General features: G+C 38.7%; 14 protein-coding genes. 7 read left to right on the top strand and 7 right to left on the bottom strand.

Annotated features, from left to right (window positions below):
* Positions 1-793: 793 nt before the first annotated feature.
* Positions 794-1,939, bottom strand: coding sequence for a serine/threonine-protein kinase RIO2 (locus MSBRW_RS10045; protein ID WP_011307782.1), 1,146 nt, complete (start codon positions 1,937-1,939; stop codon positions 794-796).
* A 977-nt stretch (positions 1,940-2,916) separates the two neighbouring features.
* On the opposite strand from MSBRW_RS10045, the gene MSBRW_RS10040 reads away from it, so the two are divergent.
* Together MSBRW_RS10040 and MSBRW_RS10035 are read left to right on the top strand one after the other, a co-directional pair.
* On the top strand, positions 2,917-4,944 hold the full coding sequence (locus MSBRW_RS10040) for a DUF2207 domain-containing protein (protein WP_011307783.1): 2,028 nt from the start codon (positions 2,917-2,919) through the stop codon (positions 4,942-4,944).
* A 132-nt stretch (positions 4,945-5,076) separates the two neighbouring features.
* Positions 5,077-7,815: a DEAD/DEAH box helicase gene (locus MSBRW_RS10035; protein WP_011307784.1), complete on the top strand. Its 2,739-nt coding sequence runs from the start codon at positions 5,077-5,079 to the stop codon at positions 7,813-7,815.
* 151 nt (positions 7,816-7,966) lie between these two features.
* Here the strand turns inward: MSBRW_RS10035 and MSBRW_RS10030 are convergent, their stop codons facing one another.
* Positions 7,967-10,972, bottom strand: coding sequence for a PKD domain-containing protein (locus MSBRW_RS10030; protein ID WP_011307785.1), 3,006 nt, complete (start codon positions 10,970-10,972; stop codon positions 7,967-7,969).
* A gap of 324 nt (positions 10,973-11,296) precedes the next feature.
* Entirely contained in the window at positions 11,297-14,179 is a 2,883-nt protein-coding gene (locus tag MSBRW_RS10025; RefSeq protein WP_011307786.1) for a NosD domain-containing protein, read from the bottom strand.
* A 753-nt stretch (positions 14,180-14,932) separates the two neighbouring features.
* On the opposite strand from MSBRW_RS10025, the gene MSBRW_RS10020 reads away from it, so the two are divergent.
* The 3 genes from MSBRW_RS10020 (at position 14,933) to MSBRW_RS10010 (ending at position 18,054) form a co-directional block, all read left to right on the top strand.
* Positions 14,933-16,372 carry an NAD(P)/FAD-dependent oxidoreductase gene (locus tag MSBRW_RS10020; protein WP_011307787.1) on the top strand — a complete coding sequence of 480 codons (1,440 nt, stop codon included), beginning with the start codon at positions 14,933-14,935 and terminating at the stop codon, positions 16,370-16,372.
* Between the two features lie 532 nt (positions 16,373-16,904).
* Positions 16,905-17,588 carry an ABC transporter ATP-binding protein gene (locus MSBRW_RS10015; protein WP_011307788.1) on the top strand — a complete coding sequence of 228 codons (684 nt, stop codon included), beginning with the start codon at positions 16,905-16,907 and terminating at the stop codon, positions 17,586-17,588.
* A 10-nt stretch (positions 17,589-17,598) separates the two neighbouring features.
* Complete coding sequence (locus MSBRW_RS10010; protein WP_011307789.1) at positions 17,599-18,054, top strand: PPC domain-containing DNA-binding protein; 456 nt, start codon at positions 17,599-17,601, stop codon at positions 18,052-18,054.
* Between the two features lie 105 nt (positions 18,055-18,159).
* Here the strand turns inward: MSBRW_RS10010 and MSBRW_RS10005 are convergent, their stop codons facing one another.
* Positions 18,160-18,549, bottom strand: coding sequence for a transcriptional regulator (locus tag MSBRW_RS10005; protein ID WP_011307790.1), 390 nt, complete (start codon positions 18,547-18,549; stop codon positions 18,160-18,162).
* Between the two features lie 719 nt (positions 18,550-19,268).
* On the opposite strand from MSBRW_RS10005, the gene eno reads away from it, so the two are divergent.
* Positions 19,269-20,555: a phosphopyruvate hydratase gene (gene eno, locus MSBRW_RS10000; RefSeq protein ID WP_011307791.1), complete on the top strand. Its 1,287-nt coding sequence runs from the start codon at positions 19,269-19,271 to the stop codon at positions 20,553-20,555.
* 71 nt (positions 20,556-20,626) lie between these two features.
* Here eno and MSBRW_RS09995 read toward each other — a convergent pair whose 3' ends face one another.
* Positions 20,627-21,100 (bottom strand): universal stress protein, encoded by a 474-nt coding sequence (locus tag MSBRW_RS09995; protein ID WP_011307792.1) that lies wholly within the window; start codon positions 21,098-21,100, stop codon positions 20,627-20,629.
* 607 nt (positions 21,101-21,707) lie between these two features.
* Here MSBRW_RS09995 and MSBRW_RS09990 point away from each other — a divergent pair.
* Entirely contained in the window at positions 21,708-21,899 is a 192-nt protein-coding gene (locus MSBRW_RS09990; RefSeq protein ID WP_048102930.1) for a hypothetical protein, read from the top strand.
* A 578-nt stretch (positions 21,900-22,477) separates the two neighbouring features.
* Here the strand turns inward: MSBRW_RS09990 and MSBRW_RS09985 are convergent.
* A complete protein-coding gene (locus tag MSBRW_RS09985) occupies positions 22,478-22,786 on the bottom strand; it encodes a PKD domain-containing protein (protein WP_157209502.1) in 309 nt (102 codons plus the stop codon).
* Between the two features lie 820 nt (positions 22,787-23,606).
* On the bottom strand, positions 23,607-25,250 hold the full coding sequence (locus MSBRW_RS09975) for a right-handed parallel beta-helix repeat-containing protein (protein WP_011307794.1): 1,644 nt from the start codon (positions 25,248-25,250) through the stop codon (positions 23,607-23,609).
* Between the last annotated feature and the right edge of the window lie 30 nt (positions 25,251-25,280).

Below are 25,280 nucleotides of genomic sequence, written 5' to 3'. Positions count from 1 at the left end.
CTATGTTAAGTGAAATATTCAATTTACAAGTATTAAACCCGCAAATATTAAACATACTGTATTAAGCTTACAAATATTAAACCTGAAAATATCAAACATACTGATATTAAACTTATAAATATAGCTTCCGTTAAATGGAAACCAAGTCTGATTAAGTGTACTTACAGGTGTTAACCTGTAAATCAAAGAAACTGCACACAAAAAGAAAAACTGATATTAAGACTTGAACGAGAGTTACGAAGATATAACTTAACTGTTTTTTCTCTTGGAATCTGAAATAATCCAGCTATATTATCTCTTGGAATCTGAAATAATCCAGCTATATATCGGATAAAATATTTCCTCAAAGATTAAAGTCCTTTCCCCCTCTGGAAAGGCTCAGAGTTTCTTTTTATTCAACAAGAATTAACTGTTTAATATTAAAAATCTGATATTTATTAATATATCAGTAAACAAAAGAAATCAGGTAACTATTCAGGTAGCTTTGTAAAGGCTACAAAATATTTCCTCGGAACGAAGAAAATTGTGTATAAAATGAATCATTTTTCTCCGTAACGAAACATGAAGAGATTCTTGCCCTGTGTCCTGAATAGTTACAGAGTAAGTTTCATTTTGTGGTTTCCACTACCGGTTAACATGAACTTTCCCTGTTCATGTCCGGAAATTATGAAATGTTGAAGTCCTGTATCCTGGCAGCCGGATAAGTATCTCAGATCACATAGAGCAAAACTTTCTCACCGAGTTTAATATTCGGGTCTTCATCTGAAGTCATTTGATCACTTCTAAAGTTAATTTACTCTTTATCTGAGGTCTCTTTTTTCGAGACAGCTTTTTTGAAATTCTGTATTTTTCGATTTTCTGCTTCAGTTTCGTCGGATTTGATTTTTTCAGCCTCAAATTCTTCAGCTTCAAATTCTTCTTCCTGAAAAATATCTTCTTCGATATCCTCTTCAAACCCTTCTTCCAGAGTTTCTTCAAGCTCTCCTTCCTCTATAGTACCTTTGTCAGTTCTGCTTTCTGTGCCTTCTTTTATATCTTCTGCGTTTTTACCTGCCTGACTCTTAATTTCGCGGATTGTTTCATCAAGCTCCCTTTTAATTCCGTATTTTCGGAAAAAATGAGTCAGGACATTTGAAACATCCCTTTCGAGAATTTCGTCAGCATGGGGATGTTCAGGAGTGACATACTGGGGCCAGTCAATTAGCTGGATGCCATCTTCGGAAACAAAGATATTATACTCGCTTAAATCGGCGTGGATAACTCCAAGTGAATAGGTAATTTTCACCTGTTTAAGGATCTCATCAAGATACCATTCGGGGTCAATAAGTTTTGTTTTTGAAAGAAGGCTACCTTTTGCAAGTTCCATGACTATTGCGTGTCTGTTGTGGTCAAAGGGCTTCGGGATTGAGACCTCTGGATACAGAGTGGTCATGATGTCGTACTCCCGCTGGGCTGCAAGCCTGGCTGCATAGATCCAGGAAAAGTGTTCCCTTTCTCCCAGGTGCTCACGCACACGCTTTATCTGTTTGAAACTTGTCCTTCCTTCCCTGTGAAATTTGATTACGACAGGAACAGGTTCCCCAATTGCAAGTTCAGGAGGAAGTATTGCTTCATAGATAACCGATTCTTTTCCTACCCCTACTTCATCCCCTATTGCACTGATACTCTTTCGCTTGACAAAGGCATTAAGGGCAAGGGCATCGTATCCTTCGAAGTAAATCTGAAAACCTTCGTAAGGCTGGGTAGTCCTGATCACAAGCTTATTCCGGACAAGCTTTTTTAGCTTATATTCCAGCTTCTCAAAGGGCAGCCTGGTGTATTTATTCAGTTCTTCCATTGGCACCCATTCAAAATGCCTCATTCCGGTTTCAATGCCAGTCAGGATCCTGAAATCCTTTGAGTCAAGATCTTTAAAAACCCTCAGCGCTTCGTCGATCATCTTGATATTAGATATAGCCCTCGATATTTAAATAATAGGTATCATGCCCCAGTTTCGCTGCCAGAGTTGTGCCAGCCGAGTATTCATTCTCTAATTTTTTCCTCCGACTTTCACATTCTGGAAAGTAAGCATATGCTCGTGGAGGGTTGTAAGGAACAGGACTGGAGAGAAGGTTTCTGCTATTTTGCTCAACAATTGAAATAAAACAAAATATCAATTTTAGAATATTATATAGGAGAGTTAATATAAAATATATGAGAAAAATGCGGGGGAACTTAATAGAGAATCCTGACATTGAAAAACGTTTATTATTTATCTAGGAACTTGAGACGACTATATGTATTATTTTTATGTATTATTTTCGAAGGAACTATGGATAAAAAAACTGTCTTGGATAAAATAGATGAGTTATCGTTAATTTATGAAAATGGAGTTTTATCACATCCCTGCTGGCATATTCCATAGAATAAAAGGTATTTAATTGCAATCTATGATGAACTATTTCAGGGAAAGTCAGAACTTAAACTGAAATTAAATGAGGTAGCAGCCTTATTATTGACCCATAATTTAATCGAGTTAGATTAACTACAGGAAGAGATTATCTAGTACCACTAGATTAGGAGTGAATTAGTGCGCACATTAGGGGAATTCGTGGTAGTTATCTTTGCACTAAAATCGAAGACGTATATTCCATATACCTAACCACGAACTTTATTCTTTATCTTTTTTGTCTGGATTAATTAACAGATTACAGGGCGATGCAATCTACTAAAATCAAGAATATTTTTGCAAAAGATCACTTATCTTGAGTTATACCTGACATATAATATCCGGAGTATATCTGACATATACCTGACATATACTTTTCAAAATATAAGTATCTGCAAGCCAGTTCAAACCCAGATTCAAACCCAAGTATTAATAATATTCGGATAATATAATTATCAGAATCTAATACAGGGTTGGGGGAGACTTGATTGGAGTTTTTAGATGCTTCTTGTGAAGCTGTTATAGAAGCGAGTCTTAATTCTGCGCTATTGAAAACAATTTTATCGAAAGCAATTTTATCGAAAACAGTTCTATTGAAGACAATTCTTCTTTTACTGTTTGCTCTCTGCCTGGTGTCCTCAGCCAGTGCAAAATATTCACTGGAAGGGGCTGAGACAAATATAATTGTTAATGCCAGCGGGACGGCCCATGTTGAGGAATCGGTTTCATATGCGTTTGATGGAGACTACATTGATATACATAGAGAACTCAAGGCGTTACCCGGAGGATCTATCCGGAATGTCAAGGGACGCTGCTCAGACAAGGCATGTAAACTCAGGGTTGAGTCGATTCCAGAAGGATACAGGTTAATAGGCAAGCTTTCAGATCCTACTCCGGAAAAATTGACGCTTTTTATTTCTTACGATTACTATGGTGCAGTCAAATTCCACAGGGATGTTTCTGAATTCAGTTATAAGCTGTGGGGAGGAGAATGGGAGAAGCCCCTGAAAAGCTTTAAAGGAAATGTTATGCTGCCGGTAAAAAACGAAAGCGAAATCCGATACTGGATTCATCCGGTTGCTTATACGCAGGAAGTAAACATAGAAAATAATGTTATTAGTTTAAGGACAGGCGAGATTCCTTCTACTCAATGGTATGAAATTCGAGCGGTCTTCCCAAGAATTGCATTCTCTGGTTTTAGTCCTGTCAAGGTAGATGATGCTGGGGGACTTGAAAACATATTAACTACTGAATATGTATATCAACAGAAAAACCTGATCTTAAATAGCCTTTATAGGAAGACCTTTCTATTTGCACTTTTTGTCCTGGCATTTCCTTTACTTATATACTATATCTATGGAAGAGAACAAAAAATCTTTTATGAAAAAATTTCTGAAACGGAAGTGCCTGATAATTCCAAACCTGTAGTGGTAAATGCCATTGTAATGGGGAATATGGGAATTCCCACAATAGACGGATTTACAGCTACGGTTATGGACCTTGTTAACCGCGGCTATATCTCTTTGCGAAATTTAAAACCTGAAGAGATAGGCTCATCACATACTTCAGAATCAGACTCGTCCCATACTCCAGAATCAGACTCTTCTCATACTTTAGAATCGTACTCGTCCGATACTCCAGAATCGGACTTTCCCCAGAAACCAGAATTAGACTCGTCCCATACTCCAGAATCAGACTCTTCTCAGAAATCAAAATCCGAGTCCATAGACTTTATGGTTGAACTTCTTAATAATGAGATATATTCAGAGGCTGAAGGAAGCTTGTCTGAACTGGAAAATTTTGAAAAAGATGTACTTTATCTGTTAAAAACTCATGCTTCCGAAGGAAAAATTTCCTGGAAAAAACTTGAAAAGGAACTGCAAAATGGAAAGAGCTTCCATCAATTCTTAACTTCCTGGAACAGGAAAGTTCAAACATACACCGAATTTGATAAATATTTTCAATTCACAGGAAACGTATACATGTATTGGTTTGCCCGAACCATTCTAATGGCTTCAATCGTTTATTATATTCTCATTTCAGGATTTTTCCCTACAAAGACTTTTCCTCTGGCTTCAAAGATAAATGTAATGACCAGTTTAATCGGGATTTTCGGGTTCGTTATTATAAGGTTCTCAGGCATGTTAATAACGATATTTGGTCACTGGACCCCTGAAGGAAGCCTTTACTATAAACAATGTGATAATTTCAAAAAATATCTTACAGACCTTCCTGCTCTCAAAGAACATTCTCCTGAATCAATAGAGACCTGGGATTCTTATCTGGTGTATGCTATATCTCTCGGAATTGCAAAGGAACTACTTCAAAATATGTCTCTGGTAGTCCCATCTGAACAATTAAGAGAGAGCCGCTTCTATCCTATAAGTTCCAGTTATAGTAGATCAGAACGCAGTTGTGGAAATTCCTCCTTATCATCATGTTCTGGAGATCTAAATAGAGAAGACAATATCGAAGATAATATCGAAGAAGACAATATCGATGGCGGCTCTGGGTGAGACAGTGCCAGGTAAATACTTTCTTGTTCAGGGAATTTTAGAGTGTTGAATAGCCGAAAAAATAGGAAAGAAAAAAGCAAAATAGTATAAAAATAACATTTCCCGGACAGAAAATAAAACGGTGCCGAAAAAATGGACATTTCTCACTTTTTAAATCAGATAAAAGCTTCCAGCCGCTATGAAAACCAGATCGTTCATAATGAGAAAATTCCTGCAAGGGAAGCTCTGTATGCTCCTCTTACCCTTAAACCGCAGGTAAAAGCAGCTCTTTCAGGCATCGGAATCGAAGATCTGTATGTGCATCAGGCTGAGGCTATAGAAATAATTCGGGAAGGAAAGGACATCGTACTCTGCACGACCACAGCAAGTGGAAAATCACTTACTTATATGATTCCTATTTTCGAAACCATTCTCAATGAACCTGAAGCAACTGCCCTCTATATCTCCCCTTTAAATGCGCTTGTAAATGATCAGTTAAAGTCCTTTCTGGAGTTTGAAGAGAAGCTGAAATCAGATGCAGGCATAGCCCGTTATACAGGCGCCCTTTCAGAGGCCGAGAAAAGGAAGGTGAGAGAAGGGCAGACCAATGTGGTCTTAACAAACCCTGAAATGATTCACATGAGCTTTCTTGCGTGGCATCATCTCTGGAGGCGCTTTTTCTCAAACCTCAGGTTCATAGTTGTTGACGAGAGCCATTACTACCGGGGAGTTATTGGAAGCAATATGGCAAACCTGTTCAGGAGGCTTTTGCGTGTGGCTGAGTACTATGGATCGTCTCCGCAGTTCATCTGCTGTTCTGCAACCATCGGAAATCCGGAAGAACATACGGAAATTCTTATCGGAAGAAAAGCAGCAGTTGTTGATAATAACGGCTCTTTTCAGGGCAGCCAGCAATTCGTTTTCTGGAACCCTCCACTTTATCAGAATAATAAGGGATGTACACTGAGGAGAAGCAGTTTTTCCGAAGCTTCCTCGCTTTTTTCAAAAGCTGTGCAGGCAGGACTTCAGACGCTGGCTTTTACCCGGTCCAGGCAAGGAGTTGAAAGGATGTATAAAAGCTGCAGGGAGCTATTGAGAAGCAGAAATCTCTCTCCTGCCATCTGCTCGTACAGGAGTGGTTACTTTGATCGAGAAAGAGAAGAAATTGAAAAGAAAATGAATTCAGGAGAGCTTCGAGGGGTTATTTCTACAAATGCACTTGAACTCGGGATAGATATCGGTGGGCTTGATGCCTGTATTCTTGACGGCTATCCAGGAACAGTAATGAGTGCCAGGCAACAGGCAGGCAGGGCAGGCAGGAGCGGAAACGAAAGCCTTGTTATCCTCGTTGCGGGTACAAACGCCCTTGACCAGTATTATATGAGAAACCCAACTGACTTTTTTACACGAAGCAGTGAAAATGCTGTGCTTAACCCCAAAAACCCATATATCCTTGCAGGGCACCTGCTCTGTGCCGCAAAGGAGGTTCCTCTGCAGGCGTCAGATGAGAAATTCTTTGGAAAAGAGTATGCAAGAGTTGTGGAACTTCTGGAAGCCGAAGGCTTGCTTGCAGGTGACGACCTGAAGTATTCGACGGACCCGTTTCCGTACAAACACGTTTCTCTCAGGGGAATCGACGATAATACTTACTCTCTCCTTGCTTTTGAAGGGGAAAAGCGCTTTCCTATTGAAAAAAACATTGAGGAAACTCTTGCATTCAGAGAATGCCATCCAGGAGCTGTTTATATGCACAGGGGAGAATCCTACTATATAAACAGGATCGACCACGAAAAGAAGGAAATCCATGCAATAAAAACACATGATACCTATTATACTAAACCCATGATTGACTCGTCCGTACTTGTGCAGGAGACCTATGCTGTAAAGCCGCTTTTGCACGCGTCGGAGGTCGAAATCGGGCTTGGGGAAGTTGAAGTAACTGACAGGGTTATAGGGTACAGGAAAATCCAGACTCAGAGTAATGATGTAATGAGCGCTCATTCACTTGAGATGCCGCCGGTCAGCCTCCAGACAATGGCTCTCTGGCTCAAGCTTCCGGACAGGCTGCAGGAGCTTGTAGGAGAGCATAAACTGGATTTTGCAGGCGGAATTCATGCTATAGAGCACGCGATGATTTCAATGTATCCTCTTCACCTGCTTGTGGACAGGAGCGATGTAGGCGGAGTTTCCACACCGTCTCATCCTGACCTTGGAGGCAAAAGCGGGATATTCATTTACGACGGTCACCGGGGTGGTGTAGGGTACGCCGAAAAAGGTTATGACCTTATAGAAGAGGTGCTTGACGGCACCTTAAAAGCAATAGAGAGCTGTCCATGTGAAAGCGGCTGCCCGAGCTGTATTCAGTCCCCAAAATGTGGAAATAATAACGAACCCCTTGATAAACATGCTGCAATCATGCTCCTGCACGAACTCCTTGGAAAAGATCCTTATATTCCGCCGGAGAGAAAAGAAAAACACCTCTCCGAAGTTAGATCTTCGAGACCAGCTCCTGAAAAAAGAAGCATAGAAGATGCTCTGAGCAGGGTCAGGCGTCAGCTCAGGCGGGAAACCATAAAACAGGAAACTCCAGCAGCGCAGGAGAAAAAAGAAAAAACTTTTATTGCTACAGACGAAAACGGAGGAATGATTGGAGTAATCTCTGCTCCTTCCCCCGAAAAAGCTGCCGCAAAAACCTTTCACCAGAAACTCCGAGGAAAAAAAGAACCTGCAAGGAATAAGCCTCTTGAAATCTGCATTCGAGATCTTGGAGCAGGCAATGATCATAACTTCAGGCTCTGGATTGAAGTTTCAGAAGATGAAGGAAGAGAAAACATTAACGGAGAGGCTAAAAAGAAAGTTGTGAAGAAACTGATTATCAGGAAAGTGAATTGAAAAAAAAGGAGCATAGCCGGCTATCAGGAAAAAAAGAAGAGAAAAAAAGCAGAGTCGGCTATCAGGAAAATAAAAAGAGAAAAAAGGAAGCAGCCTTGGCTACCGAATTTACTTACTCATCGTTATTCCATTATTCCAGTATAAAAGATATTCATTCCTTTTTGAAAACTGTAATACATTCAGGTATTGTTTTAGTGGCGCTACCATTTGCATTGTTTACTATAAGGCTTACATTATACTTTCCTGGTTCATTAAATGTATGAGTTGCATTTAAAGCATGCTTTGAATTAATGCCATCTCCAAAGTCCCAGAGCCAGGAAGTCGGTCCACCTGTACTATTGTCAGTAAATAATACTTTTAATGGTGCTCCTCCAGAAGTAGGAAATGCAGAAAAGTCTGGAATGGGTGGTTCTGGTATCTTTCCCTCTTCCGAAATAATGCACATGTATATATTGCTTTTTCCATTGATGTTGCCTGTCCACACAACCTTGTCTCCATAAATAGCAGACTCTGCAAATGATAATCCATTAGTGGTTATCCTAGTTTCCTTCTGAGTGGAGAGATCATACATATAGATATCTATATGACCATTACGATAATCTGCCCACAAGACTCTGTTTTCATAAATAGCAGGCCAATGATAGCCTGATTGACTGGTGGCAATCTGGGTTTCTGTAGAAGTGGAGAGATTATATATGTGTATACTGCGTTTTTCGTTAAGGTAATCTTCCCAGATGATCCTATCACCATAGATTACAGGATTCATATGTTGTGATTCATTGGTGGTTATTTTTGTATTCTTTGAAGTAGAAAGATCATACATGTAGATACTGGAGTTTTCAGACTCATGTCGTTTAGCGCACCACACTATCCTGTCTCCATATATGTCAGGAGAAAAATCATCTGAGGCACTGCTGCTAATTTGAGTCTCATTATGAGTAGAGAGATCGTACATGAAAATATCGGGATTTGAGAAGTTTTGAATATCACCATTGCGGTAATCTACCCAGATTATTTTATCTTCGTAGATTTTAGGATTTGAGGCGGATTCATTAGTAGTGATCTGAGTTTCCTTTTTAGTAGAAAGGTTGTACAGGTAAATATCTCCGTTTCCATTACGATAATCAGTCCACACTATTCTGTCACCATAGATCTCAGGGGAATAGTCGTATGATTTGATTGTAGTTATTTGAGTTTCCATGGAAGTGGAAAGGTCGTACGTATAAATATCAGGATTTCCATTGCGATTATCCGACCATACAATTCTATCCTTATAAATAGCAGGTCGACTCGGGTTTACTCCGTTGGTAGTGATCTGATATTCAGTAAGGATAAGTTGCCCATCTACACGCCGTACAGGAGATACTGTTATCGGAAATAACTTTGAGAAAGATCCTTTTGAATTGCCTACGGTCAGGTTAACAATATAGGTTCCCGGAAAAGTATAGGTATAAACTGCAGTTTTGTTTGTAGAATCAGTAATACCATCATTATTAAAGTCCCATGCTCTTTTTGCTACATTTTGCGAAAGATCAGTAAAAATAACAGAAAGAGGGGCCTGGCCTTTTGTAGTATTAACACTGAAATCGGCTACAGGAAGACTCTTTGCATCCTGTGCAATAATCTTCTGAGCTTTCGAGGCCGTACCTTTTGCGTTGCTGACTGTCAGATTAACAGTATAATTTCCTGGAGCTTTATACTCATAAACTGGATCTTTTTCCGTAGAGTCTGATTTTCCATCATTGTCAAAGTCCCAGTTCCATAGAAGTGCATGTTGTGAAGAATCTGTGAACTGGACTGAAAAAGGGGCAAGTCCCTGTGTGATATTGATACTGAAGTTTGCAACAGGTGGATTCTGTGTTCTGGATATAGATGCAAGAGGAAGAAAATCGAAATCGCTTCCATTGAGATTGTAAGGCGAATCGCAAATCCAATCTCCATCTGAATCCGTACAGGCTTCAGAAAAGCCGGTTCCATTCGGGTTTGCCCAATAATTGCCACCCAAATATGGCCCGCCTACAATATTAGTACCTGAGACACGTGAACTGTTCCAGGTATACTTGTCATGATTTCCCAGCCTTACGTTTATAGTGTTGTTAAAGTAGTTGTTATATACTCGTTCATCAAACTCTCGGTCTGGAATAGAGAGCCCGCATTTTGCACTGGAGATTATTATGTTATTTGATATATCAGTAGTAGAATCCATCACAGTAATTCCAGTGCTGCAGTTCAGGATTGTATTATTATGAATTCTGGAAGGCGACTGAGCAATATATATCCCACGGTAACAGTCTATAATGCTATTGTTAATAACATCTATGCCGTGATCATATGTAGAAACCCCTGTGGAGCAATTCGAAATCACATTATCAGATATATTATCACCTCCCCCACAACAGGCAATACTTATACCCTGTCCGTTTAAGATCTTATTTTTAGATATCAGGTTAAGTGAGCACCATGCTGCCAGAAAAATGGAGCCCTTTTCAATGGTATTGTTTGTCAGGTTATTCATGCCGCTTTCACCCATAGAAATAGAACCATTGAAGAGAGAGTTTTCTGAGATTGTGTTATACCTGGAGTATGACAGAGAAATGGGCCCTTCTTCAAGTGCATTGTCTCTCAGATTATTCATGTTACTGCCTTCATTTAGAGAAATAGAACTGTTGAATAGGAAGTTTTTCGAAACTATATTATAATCAGCATTAACAAGGCACACTCCCAGATAGTTTTCAAATAGAGTGTTGCCTGTAATTTTGCAGTTTCTAGTATTCTTAAGGCAAATCCCAGATGGATAATAAGTGTAACTTCCTTTAGCTCCTGTTATATTGAAGCCGCTCAGAGTTACGTTACTAGCTGTTATAAGAAAAACGCTTTTGTTTTCCTCTAGAGACTTTACCAGTACCTCAGGGTTTTTTGATTTCGACTTAATAGTCAGCGAGTTAATGTTAACAATTATATTTTCGTTATAAGTTCCAGGCATGACAAGAACCGTATCTCCTGAAGACGAATTGTTTACGGCTTCCTGAATCGATCGAAAATCTGCACCTGAGCCATTATTATCTACTGTAATCTCCCTGGCGGATGCAGGGCTATAAACCACAGTAATAAGAAATATAGCAACCGCTGAAAAAACGGTTAATTTATTTACCCACACCTGTACTTCCCCCTTTAAACCAGAAATATCAAACTAAAGTCTTGAAAATAAAGCCCTGAAAATTCAGCTATTTAAGAGCTAATAAATCTTAATTTTAGGGGCTTTATATAATCCTAATCTTATTTATAGGGATCTTATATAATCTTAATCTTTTCTTTGAGGAAAATACTGCAGGTTAAGAAGTTATTTTAAGTTTAAATGGTTAAAAACTATTAGTTTTAAGTTTTAGTAATCTTTACTCCTTATTTTTGCATTACTTAAGTGAAATAAAGCTAAAAATTTGTTCACGGCACTGTTATTTACTTTCATGATTAACAGCACATTTCAAGAAATAGAGGATGCAGAAAAATCTGCATCAGGTGATTCTTCCCTCTGTTCCGAGATAATGCACATATAGATATCGGCATCTCCATTGCGTCTATCTTCCCATACGATCTTGTTCCCATAAATAGCTGGAGAGCTTGCTGGTCCACTAGTGGTAATTTGAGTTTCCTTTTTAGTGGAAAGGTCGTACATGTAGATATTTGAGTTCTCTATGTATTCCTTACCGTTGCGGCTATCCCGCCATACTATTCTGTTTCCATAGATAGAAGGATCGAATGCTAATCCACTGGTGCTTATCTGGATTTTCTCGGAAGTAGATAAATTGTACATATAGATATCCTTGTTTCCATTGCGGTAATCTCCCCAGACAATCCTGTTCCCGTAGATGGCAGGAGATTGCTGATAGGATTCGTCTGTACTTATCTGAGTTTCCTTTTCAGTAGAGAGATCATACGTAAAGATATTAGAAGATCCATTGGCAATGCGACGACTCTCCCACACGATTCTGTTCCCATAGACAGCAGGCAGATAAGATGATGATTTATTGTTTGTTATCCGAGCTTGCTTTGAGCTGGATACATCATACATATATATACAATCTCCATTACATTCACCCTGCCAGGCAATCTTATCACCATAAATAGCAGGATATATTCCCAATTGATTTGAGATCAGAGTTTTAGTAGAAGTTGAGAGATTGTACAGGTATATGTTCCCGGATTCCAGCCACACAATCCTGTCATTATAGATAGCGGGGTAAAATTCAGAATTATTTCTGCTAACAATTGGAGTTTCCGAAAAAGTGGATATATTGTATAGATGTAAAGTATAACTTCCATTACAATTACTCTGCCATACAATTCTGTCTTCGTAGATTGCAGGTTGTGTCTCATCCAATTCACTGGTAGTAATCTGATATTCCGTTAGGATGAGTTTACCTTCCAGACGTTGTGAAGGAGATACTGTTACTGTAGATGATTTTGAATCCATGCCTTTTATATTGTTTACTGTCAGATTAATGGTATAGTTTCCAGGATAGGTATATACATAAACTGGATTTCTTTCTGTAGAGTCAGGAATTCCATCACTGTTGAAATCCCATACTACTGCTGTTGTATTTTTTGAAAGGTCTGTAAACTGGACTGAAAGAGGAACCTGTCCGCCTGTAACATTTGCATAGAATTCTGCTTCAGGAGGAACTTTAGCTTCTTGCACAATTATTTCGTGAGTTTTTGAGGATGTCTCTTTTCCATTGCTTGCTGTTAAGTTGATAATGTAAGTTCCCGGTGATGTATACACATGAACCGGATTCTGGCTTGTAGAATCCGGCATTCCATTATTGTCAAAGTCCCAACTCCATGCAACTGCATTTCGTGAAAGATCTATAAACTGGACAGAAAGTGGGACAAGAGTATGCGTGATGTTAGTACTGAAATTTGCAACGGGAATTATTGTTTCTTTTGATCTTGATGAAGATACAAGAGGGAAATAATCAGTCTCATTCTCGGTTATATTGTAAGGCAGGTCGCCAATTCCATTTCCATCCGAATCAGCGCAGATTTGCGAAAAACCGGTTCCATCAGGCTTTGCCCAGTAATTACCACCAATATAAGGTCCACCTACAATATTAGTGCCTGAGGTTTTTATGGTATTCAAGGCAACAGGAACTATGCCGGTTCCATTGCCTATTGGTTGTATAGTATAGGAATTGCCTGTATAGATACTCGTATAATCATGTGTATAATTACTCGTGTCGTTAAAGAAGTTGATTGTATTATTGAAGATGTTGTTGTAGAACTGGTTAGTAGAACCATATCGCGCTCCACATCCGACGTTGTTGATATATACTCCGCATTGCTTGTTTAGTTCCACCCTGTTATTTCTCACCAGATTACTAGAAGAATAACCTTCGAACAATATCCCGATATTGTTGTTTGAGATAGTGTTGCCTAATAGTGAATTGCCTCCTGCCGGATTTCCAACTGAGCTCGAACCGCTCAACAGTATTCCTATATTGCTGCTTGAGACTGTATTATTTGAAATTATGTTTTCCCCTGATACATGTCCTCCAACTAAAATTCCTTTATCATTACAAATCAGGGTGTTATTGTTGATTATATTCTGCGATGAGAGAAACTCTATGGAGATGCCGTTACTACAATTCACAACCGTATTATTTTCGATCTCATTGGAATAAGATTCCCAGAAGCTAATTCCAAAATATGAGCTATTTGAAATATAATTTCCAATAATTCTGTTGTTCCCACCTTCACCCAATCTTATACTACCCTTTAGAATGGTATTGTTAAGCAAATCAATATTTGGTCCCAGATGAGAATCAATGTCCCCATTAACAATTAAATTGTCAGAAATTGTAAAAGAACCTTTATCAGGACCATATACACTGATACCTGATTTTAAAAATATATTTTTCTCAATAGTTGAATTGAAACATTCGTTACTATAAATACCCGATTTCAAAATATTATTTTTAATAGTACAGTTTTCAGCTGGATAGTTGTAATAGTAATAATAGTCGCTGTGTCCTCGTAAGTTTAAGATTTCTTCTATACTAAATCCGCTTACAGTAATATTATTCGTGCTTACGTTAAAAGCCCTAACAAAAGTGTCTTTGGGATTTCCAGACTCCGAAAGGATGCTTATATTCTGTATTTCTATATCCACACTTTCTCTATAAATTCCTGGGGAAACTAAAACCACATCACCAGGAGAAGAATTGTTTACTGCTTCTTGAATAGAGCGGAAATCTGCATCTGAAACATTGCTATCTACTGTAATCTCCCTGGCGGATGCAGGGTTATATGTCACAATAATAAAAAAGATAGTAATCACTAAAAAAACGGTTAATTTATTTACCCACACCTGTCACTCCACCCTTTTAAACCAGAAATACCACATTAACAAGATCTAAAATCCTCTAAAATAGCTTATTTGAGGACTAATAAACTTCATTTTCCATATTATATATTCCTGATTACTTACTAAACAAAAATCGAGTAGGTTACAGAGTTATTTACAATTTAAGTGGTTTTAAATTCCTATAGTTACTTTTTGTTGTTTTTTAAATTTTAAATTCTTTACTTTGATACATTATTCAGAAATACAGATATTTTAAGTTATATTTCAAGCGGGATGGAAGTTTTTTATACGGACAGTTCCATACCTGATTATAGTAGGGGAAAATTGCGTTATGGGAAGAACTACGGGAAGAACTGTTTGAGTGAGGGATCGTTTGAAAAAATAATCTCTGTCGCAGGTTTTTGTTTATCATTTAAAACTTTATTTTTCGACTTTCTTTGATTTAGCACGTTTATACGTATAGAGAAAAAATTTGAAGTGAGGCTGAACATAAAATTGATTTTTCAGTACAAAATGAGCATAAAAGGCAATTTACGAGTCATTTAAGCTTTTTGTTTGAGACTTTAACCTAAAGAGTGGACTCTGAACAGGTTTTGTTTTAATTTTTTTCGTAATTTTCAGGGATTTCAATTTCTCAAATTGTAAATGTCTAAACTGGAAATCTCAAGGTTGAAATTTTGAGGTTGGAAATTTCAGATTATTCATAGTACTTACTGATTATTCTAGTGCTTATAGAAATAATAAAGGGTGCTAAACATGGATGATAAAAATAAACTTTCGGAGAGAGGTGAAGAAAGTTTGGACTACGATGTAATAATCGTAGGGGCAGGGCCTGCTGGAATGTTTGCGGCTTACGAGCTTGCGGAATTTAAGCCACTGAGAATTCTGATTGTGGACATGGGCAGGGACATAGATGAACGCTTCTGCCCCATGAAAACCCAGACATACTGCATGCACTGTACACCCTGTGATATTATGTGCGGAGTAGGGGGCTGTGGGACTTTTTCGGACGGAACCTTAAACTTGCGGCCTGATGTTGGAGGAGACCTGGCAGCCCTGACAGGCGACCAGACCGAAGCCTGGCAGCTTGTAGAAAGAGTAGATAAGGTCTTTTTGAAATTTGGGGCTCCGCAAGGAGCTTTGCTGACCGAAAGCCCTGAAATAGAAGAACTTAAACGCAGAGCGGCCTCGGTAGGAGCACGTTTTATAGAGATAAAGCAGCGGCATATAGGTTCAGATAATGCCCCTGCAGTTATAGGGCGATTTAAACGGAACCTTGTTGACAAAGGAGTGGACTTCCTGCTTGAAACTGAAGTAAAAGATCTGTTGATTGAGGAAGAAACCTGCAGAGGCATTATACTTTCTGACGAACAAGAACTCCGGGCCAGTTATGTGCTTCTATCACCTGGAAGGAGGGGATGCAACTGGGTTTCAGATATGATTGAGAAACACGGAATTGAAGCCCGGTATGGCGGGATTGATATAGGAGTAAGGGTTGAAGTTCCTGCAATCGTTATGGATCCTGTAACGAAAATCAATCGAGACCCAAAGTTCCATATTCAGAGCCGCCGTTACGACGATTTTGTCCGGACTTTCTGTACGAATATGCGTGGATTTGTCGTAAAGGAAGATTATGAGGGCTTTATTGCAACTAACGGCCACTCTCTGGCAAACGCGGAGTCCGAAAACACCAATTTTGCCTTTCTTGTCCGAATCGAACTTACCGAGCCTATTGAAAATACCACAAAATATGCTCGTTCTATCGCAAAACTTGCAACCACGATCGGGGGAGGAAAGCCGGTCCTGCAGCGCATGGGCGACCTGAGAAGAGGCCGACGCTCTACAAAAGAACGCCTTGCAAAAAACCTTGTTGTAAATACACTCAAAGACGTAACCCCAGGCGATATTTCAATGGCTCTTCCCCACAGGATAGTCATGGATATAATCGAAGGCCTTGAGACCTTAAATGAGATCATTCCAGGCGTCACCTCAGATTCGACCCTGCTGTACGCCCCTGAAGTCAAGTTCTATGCAATGCACCTCAAAGTCGACAGGAAAATGGAAACCAGCATCAAAAATCTCTTTGCAGCCGGAGACGGGGCAGGGCTTTCAAGGGACATAGTCAATGCCGCTGCTACTGGAATTTTAGCAGCTGAAGGGATAATGGAAATGGTCAAAGAAAAGGAAGGAGAATAGGAAAGAGAAAAGGAAGGAGAATAGGAAGGAGAAAAAGAAGGAGAAAAGAAAGAGTAATAGGATGAACTCAGGCGAAGGAAAACGAGGAGAAAAAATTTGTTTAAGGGAAGATTACGTTCCCATCTGAAGGCCCGGATTCACTGAAATACATTAAAATTTTCGCTTCTTAGTCTGAAAAGAGGTTTGGAATAAAATTCAGGACTGAATCTGAATTTAAATCCCTTTATTTGTGTGCCACAGATCTTTGTGGAGTAGATGTTGCTAACGGAGTTTTGTTTAGACACAGATGAGAACGCAAGTTATACCATGAGTTCATCTTATATAATATTTTTAACGTATGATGTTACTTTATTGGTATAATTGTTAGTGAAATATAGAAATTTTAGTCCATTGGTTTAACGATTATATTACCAGTATAACGGAGTTTCGTAAGTCTGATGTGATCACAACCGAACTTGTATTCTGCCCAAAAGCTCTTTAGTTAAAAGCCCCTCTTTTTTTATTATAATGATTTTGAAAAAGCAGGAAAAGCATGACTGATGAACTCCCAATTATCGAGCTTAAAAACCTGACAAAAATATATAAAAATGGAATGGAATTTCGCGCGCTCGACAATGCAAACTTGAAAATTAAGAAAAGGGAATTCGTGGCAATTGTCGGACCATCCGGTTCGGGAAAAAGCACACTTATGCATATGATAGGCATGCTGGACACCCCAAGTTCTGGGACGCTCTTAATAGGCGGTAGAGACGTAACAAATATGTCGGATAAGGAACGTTCTGAGATGCGAAACAGAATGCTTGGTTTTGTTTTCCAGTACCATCACCTGCTCCCGGACTTTACGGCTCTGGAAAATGTAATAATGCCGCTCTTGATTGCGGGAAAAAGCAGGAAAGAAGCACAGAAAATTGCTGAAAGCCTCCTTAAAGAGGTAGGACTTGAAGACCGGATGGAACACAAGCCCGGTGAACTTTCAGGAGGGCAGAACCAGAGAGTCGCAGTAGCAAGGGCACTTAGTTGTTCTCCTGCAATCGTGCTTGGAGACGAGCCTACAGGCAACCTTGATACAAAAACGGGTGACCTGATCTATGAACTGCTCAGACGGCTGAACAGGGAGCATAATCAGACTTTTATCGTGGTTACTCATAATGAGAACCTGGCCTTAAAAACTGACAGAATTATCAGGCTTGTGGACGGAAAAATTACAGATCAGTGAGGATAAAAAGATGGAATATGCAGCAGGAAAAATAGGTAGAGTATTTACCGTAAGGATCGATTCTGGAGACGACTTGATTCTGGAACTGATTAAACTTGCTGAACTGGAGCGCATCGAATCTGCTGTTTTCGTATTGCTTGGCGCATTAAAAGAGGCAAAGATTGTCACAGGCCCTAAAGAAAGTATAATCCCTCCAGAACCTGTATGGTCCGGCTTTGACGATGCACATGAGATTCTGGGAATTGGAGATATTTTTTTAATGGAAGGAAAGCCTAAGATCCATCTGCATGCAGGCGCAGGCAGGGGAGATAGTGTAAAACTCGGGTGTTTGAGAGGAGAAAGCGAAGTTTTTATGGTAGTTGAGGCTTTTGTCTTCGAACTTGAAGGATTTTCTGCCAGAAGAATTGCAGATAAGGAACAGGGCTTTGCCCCTGTAGGTTTTGAGCGAGTTTTAGATATGAAATGACGTTCTGGTAGAACAAGAGTTATAATCAGGGCTCAAAAGTTTTGAGTATGAAGGCAAGAAGTAATAATTTGGTCCTACCAAATTGTCTGGCAGTTTTCTTAAAATTCAATTTTGCAATATTGTCTCCAGTTCTCGAAGTCTTTTGAGTGCAATCATTTTTTCGTTATTACCTTTTAAAAATTCGTCTTCAAGGACTTTTACGATTTGTGAGAAGGGTAAAGTTAACTGGTAGTATTTTACAGGTCTGCCTTTTCCTTTATTCTTTTTTTCAGACCTTTCTTCAACCCAACCTCTCTCCCGCAGGGGGCGCATGGCTACACTTACTTCCGGTTGTCTAAGTCCAGATACAAGTTCAATATGAAGGGACCTTAGCTCACTGCAGTCTTTTAGACATACGATTGCGGTGGCCTCCGTCCTCGGGAGGCCCAGGCTCTGGAGCATGTCAATAATTGAATACTCTTTTTCGGTTAAATTAACTGGAGAATCGTCGGTCATCGGAAGTGAATAATACTTTCAGGTTTATATATTTTATGTAGATAAAATTGTTTTTTTAAATAAATTGAGTATTGTTAAGGAGTTAAATAACTATCAAACCCTGCTAATTCCTTTTTTTGGAAAGTTTTAATATAAAAACTAATATTATCAAATCTCCGGAAAAAAACCGGTTTTGTAAAAACTGGATTATTGATCCTGACCAAAACATTTAAAGCTAGTGCCTCAGGAAAATGGACATTCCTGAAACTCAGGAAGCCTAAGTTAAGGGTGTTACGAAATAAGAAAATCTCTTGCAAATGCTCTCAGTATGATATTCCTGAAATCACACAGTTAAGATCATACAGCTAAGGTCACACAGCTAAGGATGAAGATACTCGAAGCAAAAGTATTTCTGGATTTGGAAATTTAACATATAGTCTTCATTTGTTAATAGGGTTTCTTATGAGACAATAGCGTAAAACTTAATTAAAATTATTTCCGTTAACCGGATAAAGAATTAAATACAATTCGGACATCTAACGGTTAAGTTAAGATTAAGTTTCAAATTAAAGTTAAGCTTCAAGTTAAGGGTAAGCTTCAAATTAAAAGTAAGCTTCAAGATTAAGGTTAAGCTTCATTAAGAGTAAGCTTCAAAATAAATGATAAGCTTCAAATTAAGGTTAAGGTTCAAATAACAGAATATATCTATAGATAGATCAGAGATTAAAAAGGGTGAAATAATGTCGTATATCGGTCTACAGCAGGATTCTGGAGAATATAAGATCCAAAAGATACATGCTCGGGAGATCCTGGATTCAAGGGGAAATCCCACTGTTGAAGTTGATGTGTTTACGCCAAAGGGATTTGGCAGAGCCGGTGTTCCTTCAGGGGCTTCTACTGGTACGAATGAAGCCCTTGAACTGCGGGATGCAGACCCTAATAGATATGGAGGAAAAGGAGTTCTCACTGCAGTAAAGAATGTGAACACCATCATCCAGAAGGAGTTGCTGGGGCTTGATGTCAGAAACCAGCGGGAAATCGATGAGCTTATGATCGAGCTCGATGAGACCGATAACAAATCAAACCTTGGGGCAAATGCAATTCTTGGGGTATCCATGGCTGTTGCAAGAGCTGCTGCAGATTCCTTGAATGTTCCTCTCTACCGCTATTTAGGAGGCTCAAATGCATTTACTCTTCCAGTGCCCACAATGAATGTCCTTAACGGGGGCAAGCATGCAGGCAATGATCTTGCAATCCAGGAGTTCATGATTCAACCCAAAGGCGCAGAAACCTTTTACGAAGCTCTCCAGATCGGAGCCGAAATCTATCACGTTCTTGGTAAAATACTGGAAAAGAAATACGGCCGGTCTTCTACTAATGTGGGCTATGAAGGAGGATATGCTCCCAAGATGAGTGAGTCAACCGAAGCCCTTGATGCCCTTGCCCAGGCTATTGAGGAAGCAGGCTACACTGACACCGAGGTTACAATCGGGCTTGATGCTGCAGCCTCCGAGTTTTATGAAGATGAAGCCTACGCAATCGACGGCAAGAAACTCTCTGCTCCCGAACTGATGGACTACTATGTCGAACTTGTGAACTCCTATCCAATCCTTTCCATTGAAGACCCATTCTATGAGGAAGCCTTTGAGGACTTCGAAGCTCTGACCAATGAGCTCTGGGACACAATTATTGTTGGTGACGACCTCTTTGTTACAAACATTGAGAGGCTTTCAAAAGGCGTTGACATGGGGGCAGCAAATGCACTTCTCTTAAAGGTCAACCAGATCGGAACTATTTCCGAAGCTTTTGATGCCGCAAATATGGCTTCCAGAAACGGCTATACCGTAATAGTAAGCCACCGTTCTGCCGAAACCGAAGACACAACAATTGCGGATATCTCGGTAGCTATTGGAGCAGAAATGATCAAGACCGGAGCTCCGGCCCGTGGAGAAAGAACAGCTAAATATAACCAGCTTCTCAGAATAGAAGAAGACCTGGGTGAAGTTGCACATTACGTGCAGCTCTAACCCTTTTAATTTTCAATTTAAACCATTTTTATTAATCATTTTTATCTTTTTTCCGTTTTAATAATTCAGTTTCATAAATCGCACTTGTCCCTTACAACCATAACCGGAACCTTCGAGTGACGGACCAGGTTTTCTGCAACGCTGCCAAGAAGCAACCTGTTCAGTCCTGTCTTTCCAAGAGTGCCCATAACAACAATATCCATTTTTTCTTCTTCAGCATACCGGATCAGCTCTTCTGAGGGACTGCCTTCAAGAAGAACAGTCTCTACATTAATCCCTTTCGTCTCTCCCAAGCTTTTTACAGAATCTACAGCCTCCTTCCCCTGCTTTTTCCATGCCTCATGTATGGATTCCCAGTAAGGGTCTACACTCATGGGAAAGGACTCCCCATTGATAGGAGCCATGTAAGTCGTTGATACCACATAGACCGCATAAACTTTTCCTCCACTCAACCGAGCAAGCTCAATCCCTTTTTCAGCAACCAGCCCAGAGCAGGGCGAGCCATCGGTTGCAACCATTATTTTCTTAAAATTAATAGCTTCCATATAGAACCGTATTAAAATACGTGGATTTCCTAAATTAGATTTTTGGAACGCTGCAGGAAAAATCGGTATAACCTGAAAAGCTGGATCTTTCTTTCAAGCCTGCAAGTTCCCTAAACTCTAAAATTACCAAAGCTTATATCAAATCATCAAAGGCTTTAAACTGGCAAGCAGGCCAAAAACCAACATAGAGACAGCAAAAAAAAGAATTCTGACTCTTCACAATTTTGTATACATAGTTTAATATAAATTTACTCACATATTAATATTATAAGGGGTATGTAAGATGTCAGAATATTGGGAGAATGAACAATTAGCAGAAACGGAAAAAAAATCTTTTTTTAGTAAGGGTTTTAACTTGAATAACATTTCCTTGTTGTGTTCCATATGGTCCACATGGAAAGCAACATCACTGATAATATTTCTCCTAGGGTACAACCCCTACTTTTTTCTGGTGGCATAATATCCGTGTATACGAAAAGACCCCTCTGATCGACTTATATCTGTTCCGACTCATTTTCCAAAAGAACAAGAAAGGCAAGCCAATTAGAAGCTCTACAAACCATTATTTTTTGAAGGGCATATTTTTAAGTCCTTAACCGAGTTTAGATTGTCTCACAGGAAGAACAGTGTAGGCCTATTTTCAACCAAGGCAGCCCAGGAAAGGGTCAGCAAAGTGAAGAAAGAAAAATCTGTAAAACCTGAAAAGCTGGATCTCTCCTTCAAGCTTGCAATCTCCCTGAACTCTAAAATTACCAAAGCCTATTCTAAAATTACCAAAGCCTATTTTAAATTATCATGAGGATTTTAAACTGACACACAGGCAAAAACCAATATATATGTATAAAATTTAATGTTCTCTCTAAATTGGTTTATCTAGAAGTTCTTCAATTTCTTTAAGTCTCTCACTCTCAGGTGATGATCCTGTCTGATCGTCGTATTTTTTTGCGTCAATCATAAGCTTAATGAGTTTAGATAACAATCGCAGGCTCTCAGGAGAAGCTTCCAATGTAAGAGAGAAATCATTCATAAAAACAAATCCTTTTTTATTTTTCCTATATTGTGTTATTTTTAGGTTATATTTCTTTGTAATGAAAATTGAAATTAATGTTCTTCATGCATAGATTTTGTCTTAAAACCTGTGTATATCCAGTATAAGGCTCCATGTTGATCTTTCAGAGAGAAGGACCAGGTTTTGAGGTGAGGATTAGAAATACGCTTTTTACGCGCCTTTTGCTGGATTTTTGTTGGCAGTCGGAATTATTCTGAGACTTTTTCAACTGAACCCAAAATAATATACTCAGTATCTTTTCGTTCTACCAACTATTTTTTACTCATCTAATTATATCCACAAAATAGTATGTGGCAAATGCCACAGAATTACTCTTTAACCGTGATATAACTTGACTTCGTTTTGGTTGTGCTCCCGTCCGCATTTGATACAGTTAGACTAACGTCATAAACCCCTGGATGTCTAAATGTGTGAACAGCACTTCCAAAGTGATGCGAATTCCAATCGCTACTTGTTTCATGTTCAAACTTCCAGAAGTAGCTAGTTGGGTCGCCTGTGACGTCAGTGCTGTAAAAGTTAACATGCAAAGGTGCACTTCCATATGTTTTATCAGCATAGAAGTCTGCTGTAGGTGCTCGTGCCATTGCAGGCAATGGAATGGCTAATAGAAATAGCAAAAGCAATACTCCCAGTAGAATTTTACTTTTCATATCCTTTTCCTCATATTCCTTTTCCTCATATTGGTTTGACTTGATACAATTATATGATTATGTTTTTCGTACATATCCAGCTTCAGTACTTACGAAATGTAATTCTACCGCTAGCTATTGATGTATATTTACAAAGAATTTTATTGGAGTATTTGTATTCAGTTTCTGTACTCTTTTTTTACATTTCATTGAATACGTTTTAACATTCCATGTTAGAAATTAGTGTTAGGTTATATAATAACTATAGAAATATAAATAAGAATCAAATAATAGTTAAGAAATAAGAATCAAATAATATCTAAAAGTCGATATAACCAACAATCAGCAAAAATCCTTAAAAGTGGTTCCATCCTGACTTTGACAGTTTGGGATAAAAAAGAAGAGAAATAGTTAGTACCAATTAGTGGATACTGTCAAAGTCAGGTTAGATTCTGCTTTAGATTCTGCTTTTATTCAAGGTCGGCATTCACAGTTAAGGATATTGTCAGGAATAAAAATAACTACAAATTTAGCAAAGGATTGTTATCCAAAAAGGAAAAACGGAATAGATAAAAAAGGTACCTTGATAGTTAAAATCATTCCGAAAAGAAAAAAAGTGGAATAAATAAAAAAAGGTAATCTAGAAATTACCTCAAAAACCAGTTGCTCCACACAGGTAGCCAACAACATTGACAACTGTAATTGTAACCTTATAGTTTCCTTCCTGAAAACACTGGTGTTCTGGATTATGGAACTTTTCTAGAGGTTGGAGTTGCAGAAAATTAAGCAACTGGTTTTGTTACAACTTTTATACAACTTTTATATATTTTGTTTTTGTTACCGTGTTCTTACCTTTAGTATTCTTTACTGTTAAGCTAACAGTATATGTTCCTGCTTTTGAATACTTGTGAACCGGATTCTGATGGAATGACTTTGATCCGTCTCCAAAATCCCATCTCCATTTAGCAGGTATTCCTGTGCTTGTGTCAGTAAATTTAACCTTTAATGGTGCTTTTCCTGATGTAACACTGCTGGTGAAGTTTGCAGCAGGTTTTGTTATCACTTTTATATATTCTGTTTTTGTTACCTTGTTAAGTCCTGCTGCATTCTTTACTGTTAAGCTAACAGTATATGTTCCTGCTTTTGAATACTTGTGAACCGGATTCTGGAGGTATGACTTTGACCCGTCTCCAAATTTCCAGAACCAGGAAGTTGGAGAGCCAGTGCTTGTATCAGTAAATTTAACCTTTAATGGCGTTTTTCCAGAGGTTGGAGATGCAGAGAATACAGCAACTGGTTTTGTTATCACTTTTACACAATCTGTTTTTGTTACCGTGTTCTTGCCTTTAGCATTCTTTACTGTTAAGCTAACAGTATATGTTCCTGCTTTTGAATACTTGTGAACCGGGTTCTGGAGGTATGACTTTGACCCATCTCCAAAGTTCCAGAACCAGGAAGTTGGGGAGCCAGTGCTTGTGTCAGTAAATTTAACCTTTAATGGTGCTTTCCCGCTTGATTTTGACATATTAAAAGAAGCTACCGGGGTGTTTACCGGAGTTTTAATAGCAACCAGAGGCAAGTAGTCAATATTTTTACTGTCTAGAACATAGGGGGAATCTGCAATTCCATCATGGTTCTTATCAGAAGTTGTCTGAGAGAAACCTTCGCCATCAGGGGAGCCCCAGAAGTTCCCGGCAATGTAAGGTCCTGAAACGATATTAGAACCTGCGGTTTTAGTAGTATTCCAGCTTACAGCGCTTTTCCACGATGAATCGAATACTACGTTCTCTTTGTTGCTAAAGTAATTGTTATAAATACCAGGAGAACTACTTTCATGATAAAACTTAATTCCTACATTACACCCAATTATCTTATTGTTTGAAATTGATGCATATGTTCCTGATCCAGCTCCTTGAGCTAACCAAATTCCAACATCCGCATTCTTAATTTCGTTTCCGGTTATATTTACTGAAGCTTGACTTAAAAAAATCCCACCATTTGTGAAATAGTTACTTTCGATAGTACCAGAAGCCATATCTCCATCAAAAGAAACACCACAAGAATGGAAATAATTATTTTTTATTATTTGGCCACGTGCTGCTCTACCAACTAAATCAATTCCGTTTTTAGTGATAGAGAAACCATTGATATTAATATATTCTCTGCCGAAGTCATCATTAGATTCCTCAGCATTATAGAATCCATAAACCTTTGGATACTCCTTTCCAAGAATTGTTAAGTTATCTTTTGTAATATGAACGTTCTCAGGGTAGGTTCCAGAATTAACAATAATCGTATCCCCTTTATAAGCGGCGTCCACAGCCTTTTGAATTGTCTTGTATTTTTCGTTGGGTCCTACATTGATAGTAGCGGCTGATGCAGTAGATGAAACAATGATTAAACATAAAATCAGCGCTATCGATATTAAACCAAGTTTCTTGTTAATTTTCATGGTTTGCATTCCTATATTTAACTTTTCGAT

The sequence above is a fragment of the Methanosarcina barkeri str. Wiesmoor genome, from assembly GCF_000969985.1.
Lineage (GTDB): Archaea > Halobacteriota > Methanosarcinia > Methanosarcinales > Methanosarcinaceae > Methanosarcina > Methanosarcina barkeri_B.
This window is presented reverse-complemented; position numbering and strand designations above follow the sequence as displayed.

Bases quoted from the DNA above. Each gene is read 5' to 3' on its own strand.
- MSBRW_RS10045 (WP_011307782.1), bottom strand. From the start codon at position 1,939: ATGATCGACGAAGCGCTGAGGGTTTTTAAAGATCTTGACTCAAAGGAT.
- MSBRW_RS10035 (WP_011307784.1), top strand. From the start codon at position 5,077: ATGGACATTTCTCACTTTTTAAATCAGATAAAAGCTTCCAGCCGCTAT.
- MSBRW_RS10020 (WP_011307787.1), top strand. From the start codon at position 14,933: ATGGATGATAAAAATAAACTTTCGGAGAGAGGTGAAGAAAGTTTGGAC.
- MSBRW_RS10015 (WP_011307788.1), top strand. From the start codon at position 16,905: ATGACTGATGAACTCCCAATTATCGAGCTTAAAAACCTGACAAAAATA.
- MSBRW_RS10010 (WP_011307789.1), top strand. From the start codon at position 17,599: ATGGAATATGCAGCAGGAAAAATAGGTAGAGTATTTACCGTAAGGATC.
- MSBRW_RS10005 (WP_011307790.1), bottom strand. From the start codon at position 18,549: ATGACCGACGATTCTCCAGTTAATTTAACCGAAAAAGAGTATTCAATT.
- eno (WP_011307791.1), top strand. From the start codon at position 19,269: ATGTCGTATATCGGTCTACAGCAGGATTCTGGAGAATATAAGATCCAA.
- MSBRW_RS09995 (WP_011307792.1), bottom strand. From the start codon at position 21,100: ATGGAAGCTATTAATTTTAAGAAAATAATGGTTGCAACCGATGGCTCG.
- MSBRW_RS09975 (WP_011307794.1), bottom strand. From the start codon at position 25,250: ATGAAAATTAACAAGAAACTTGGTTTAATATCGATAGCGCTGATTTTA.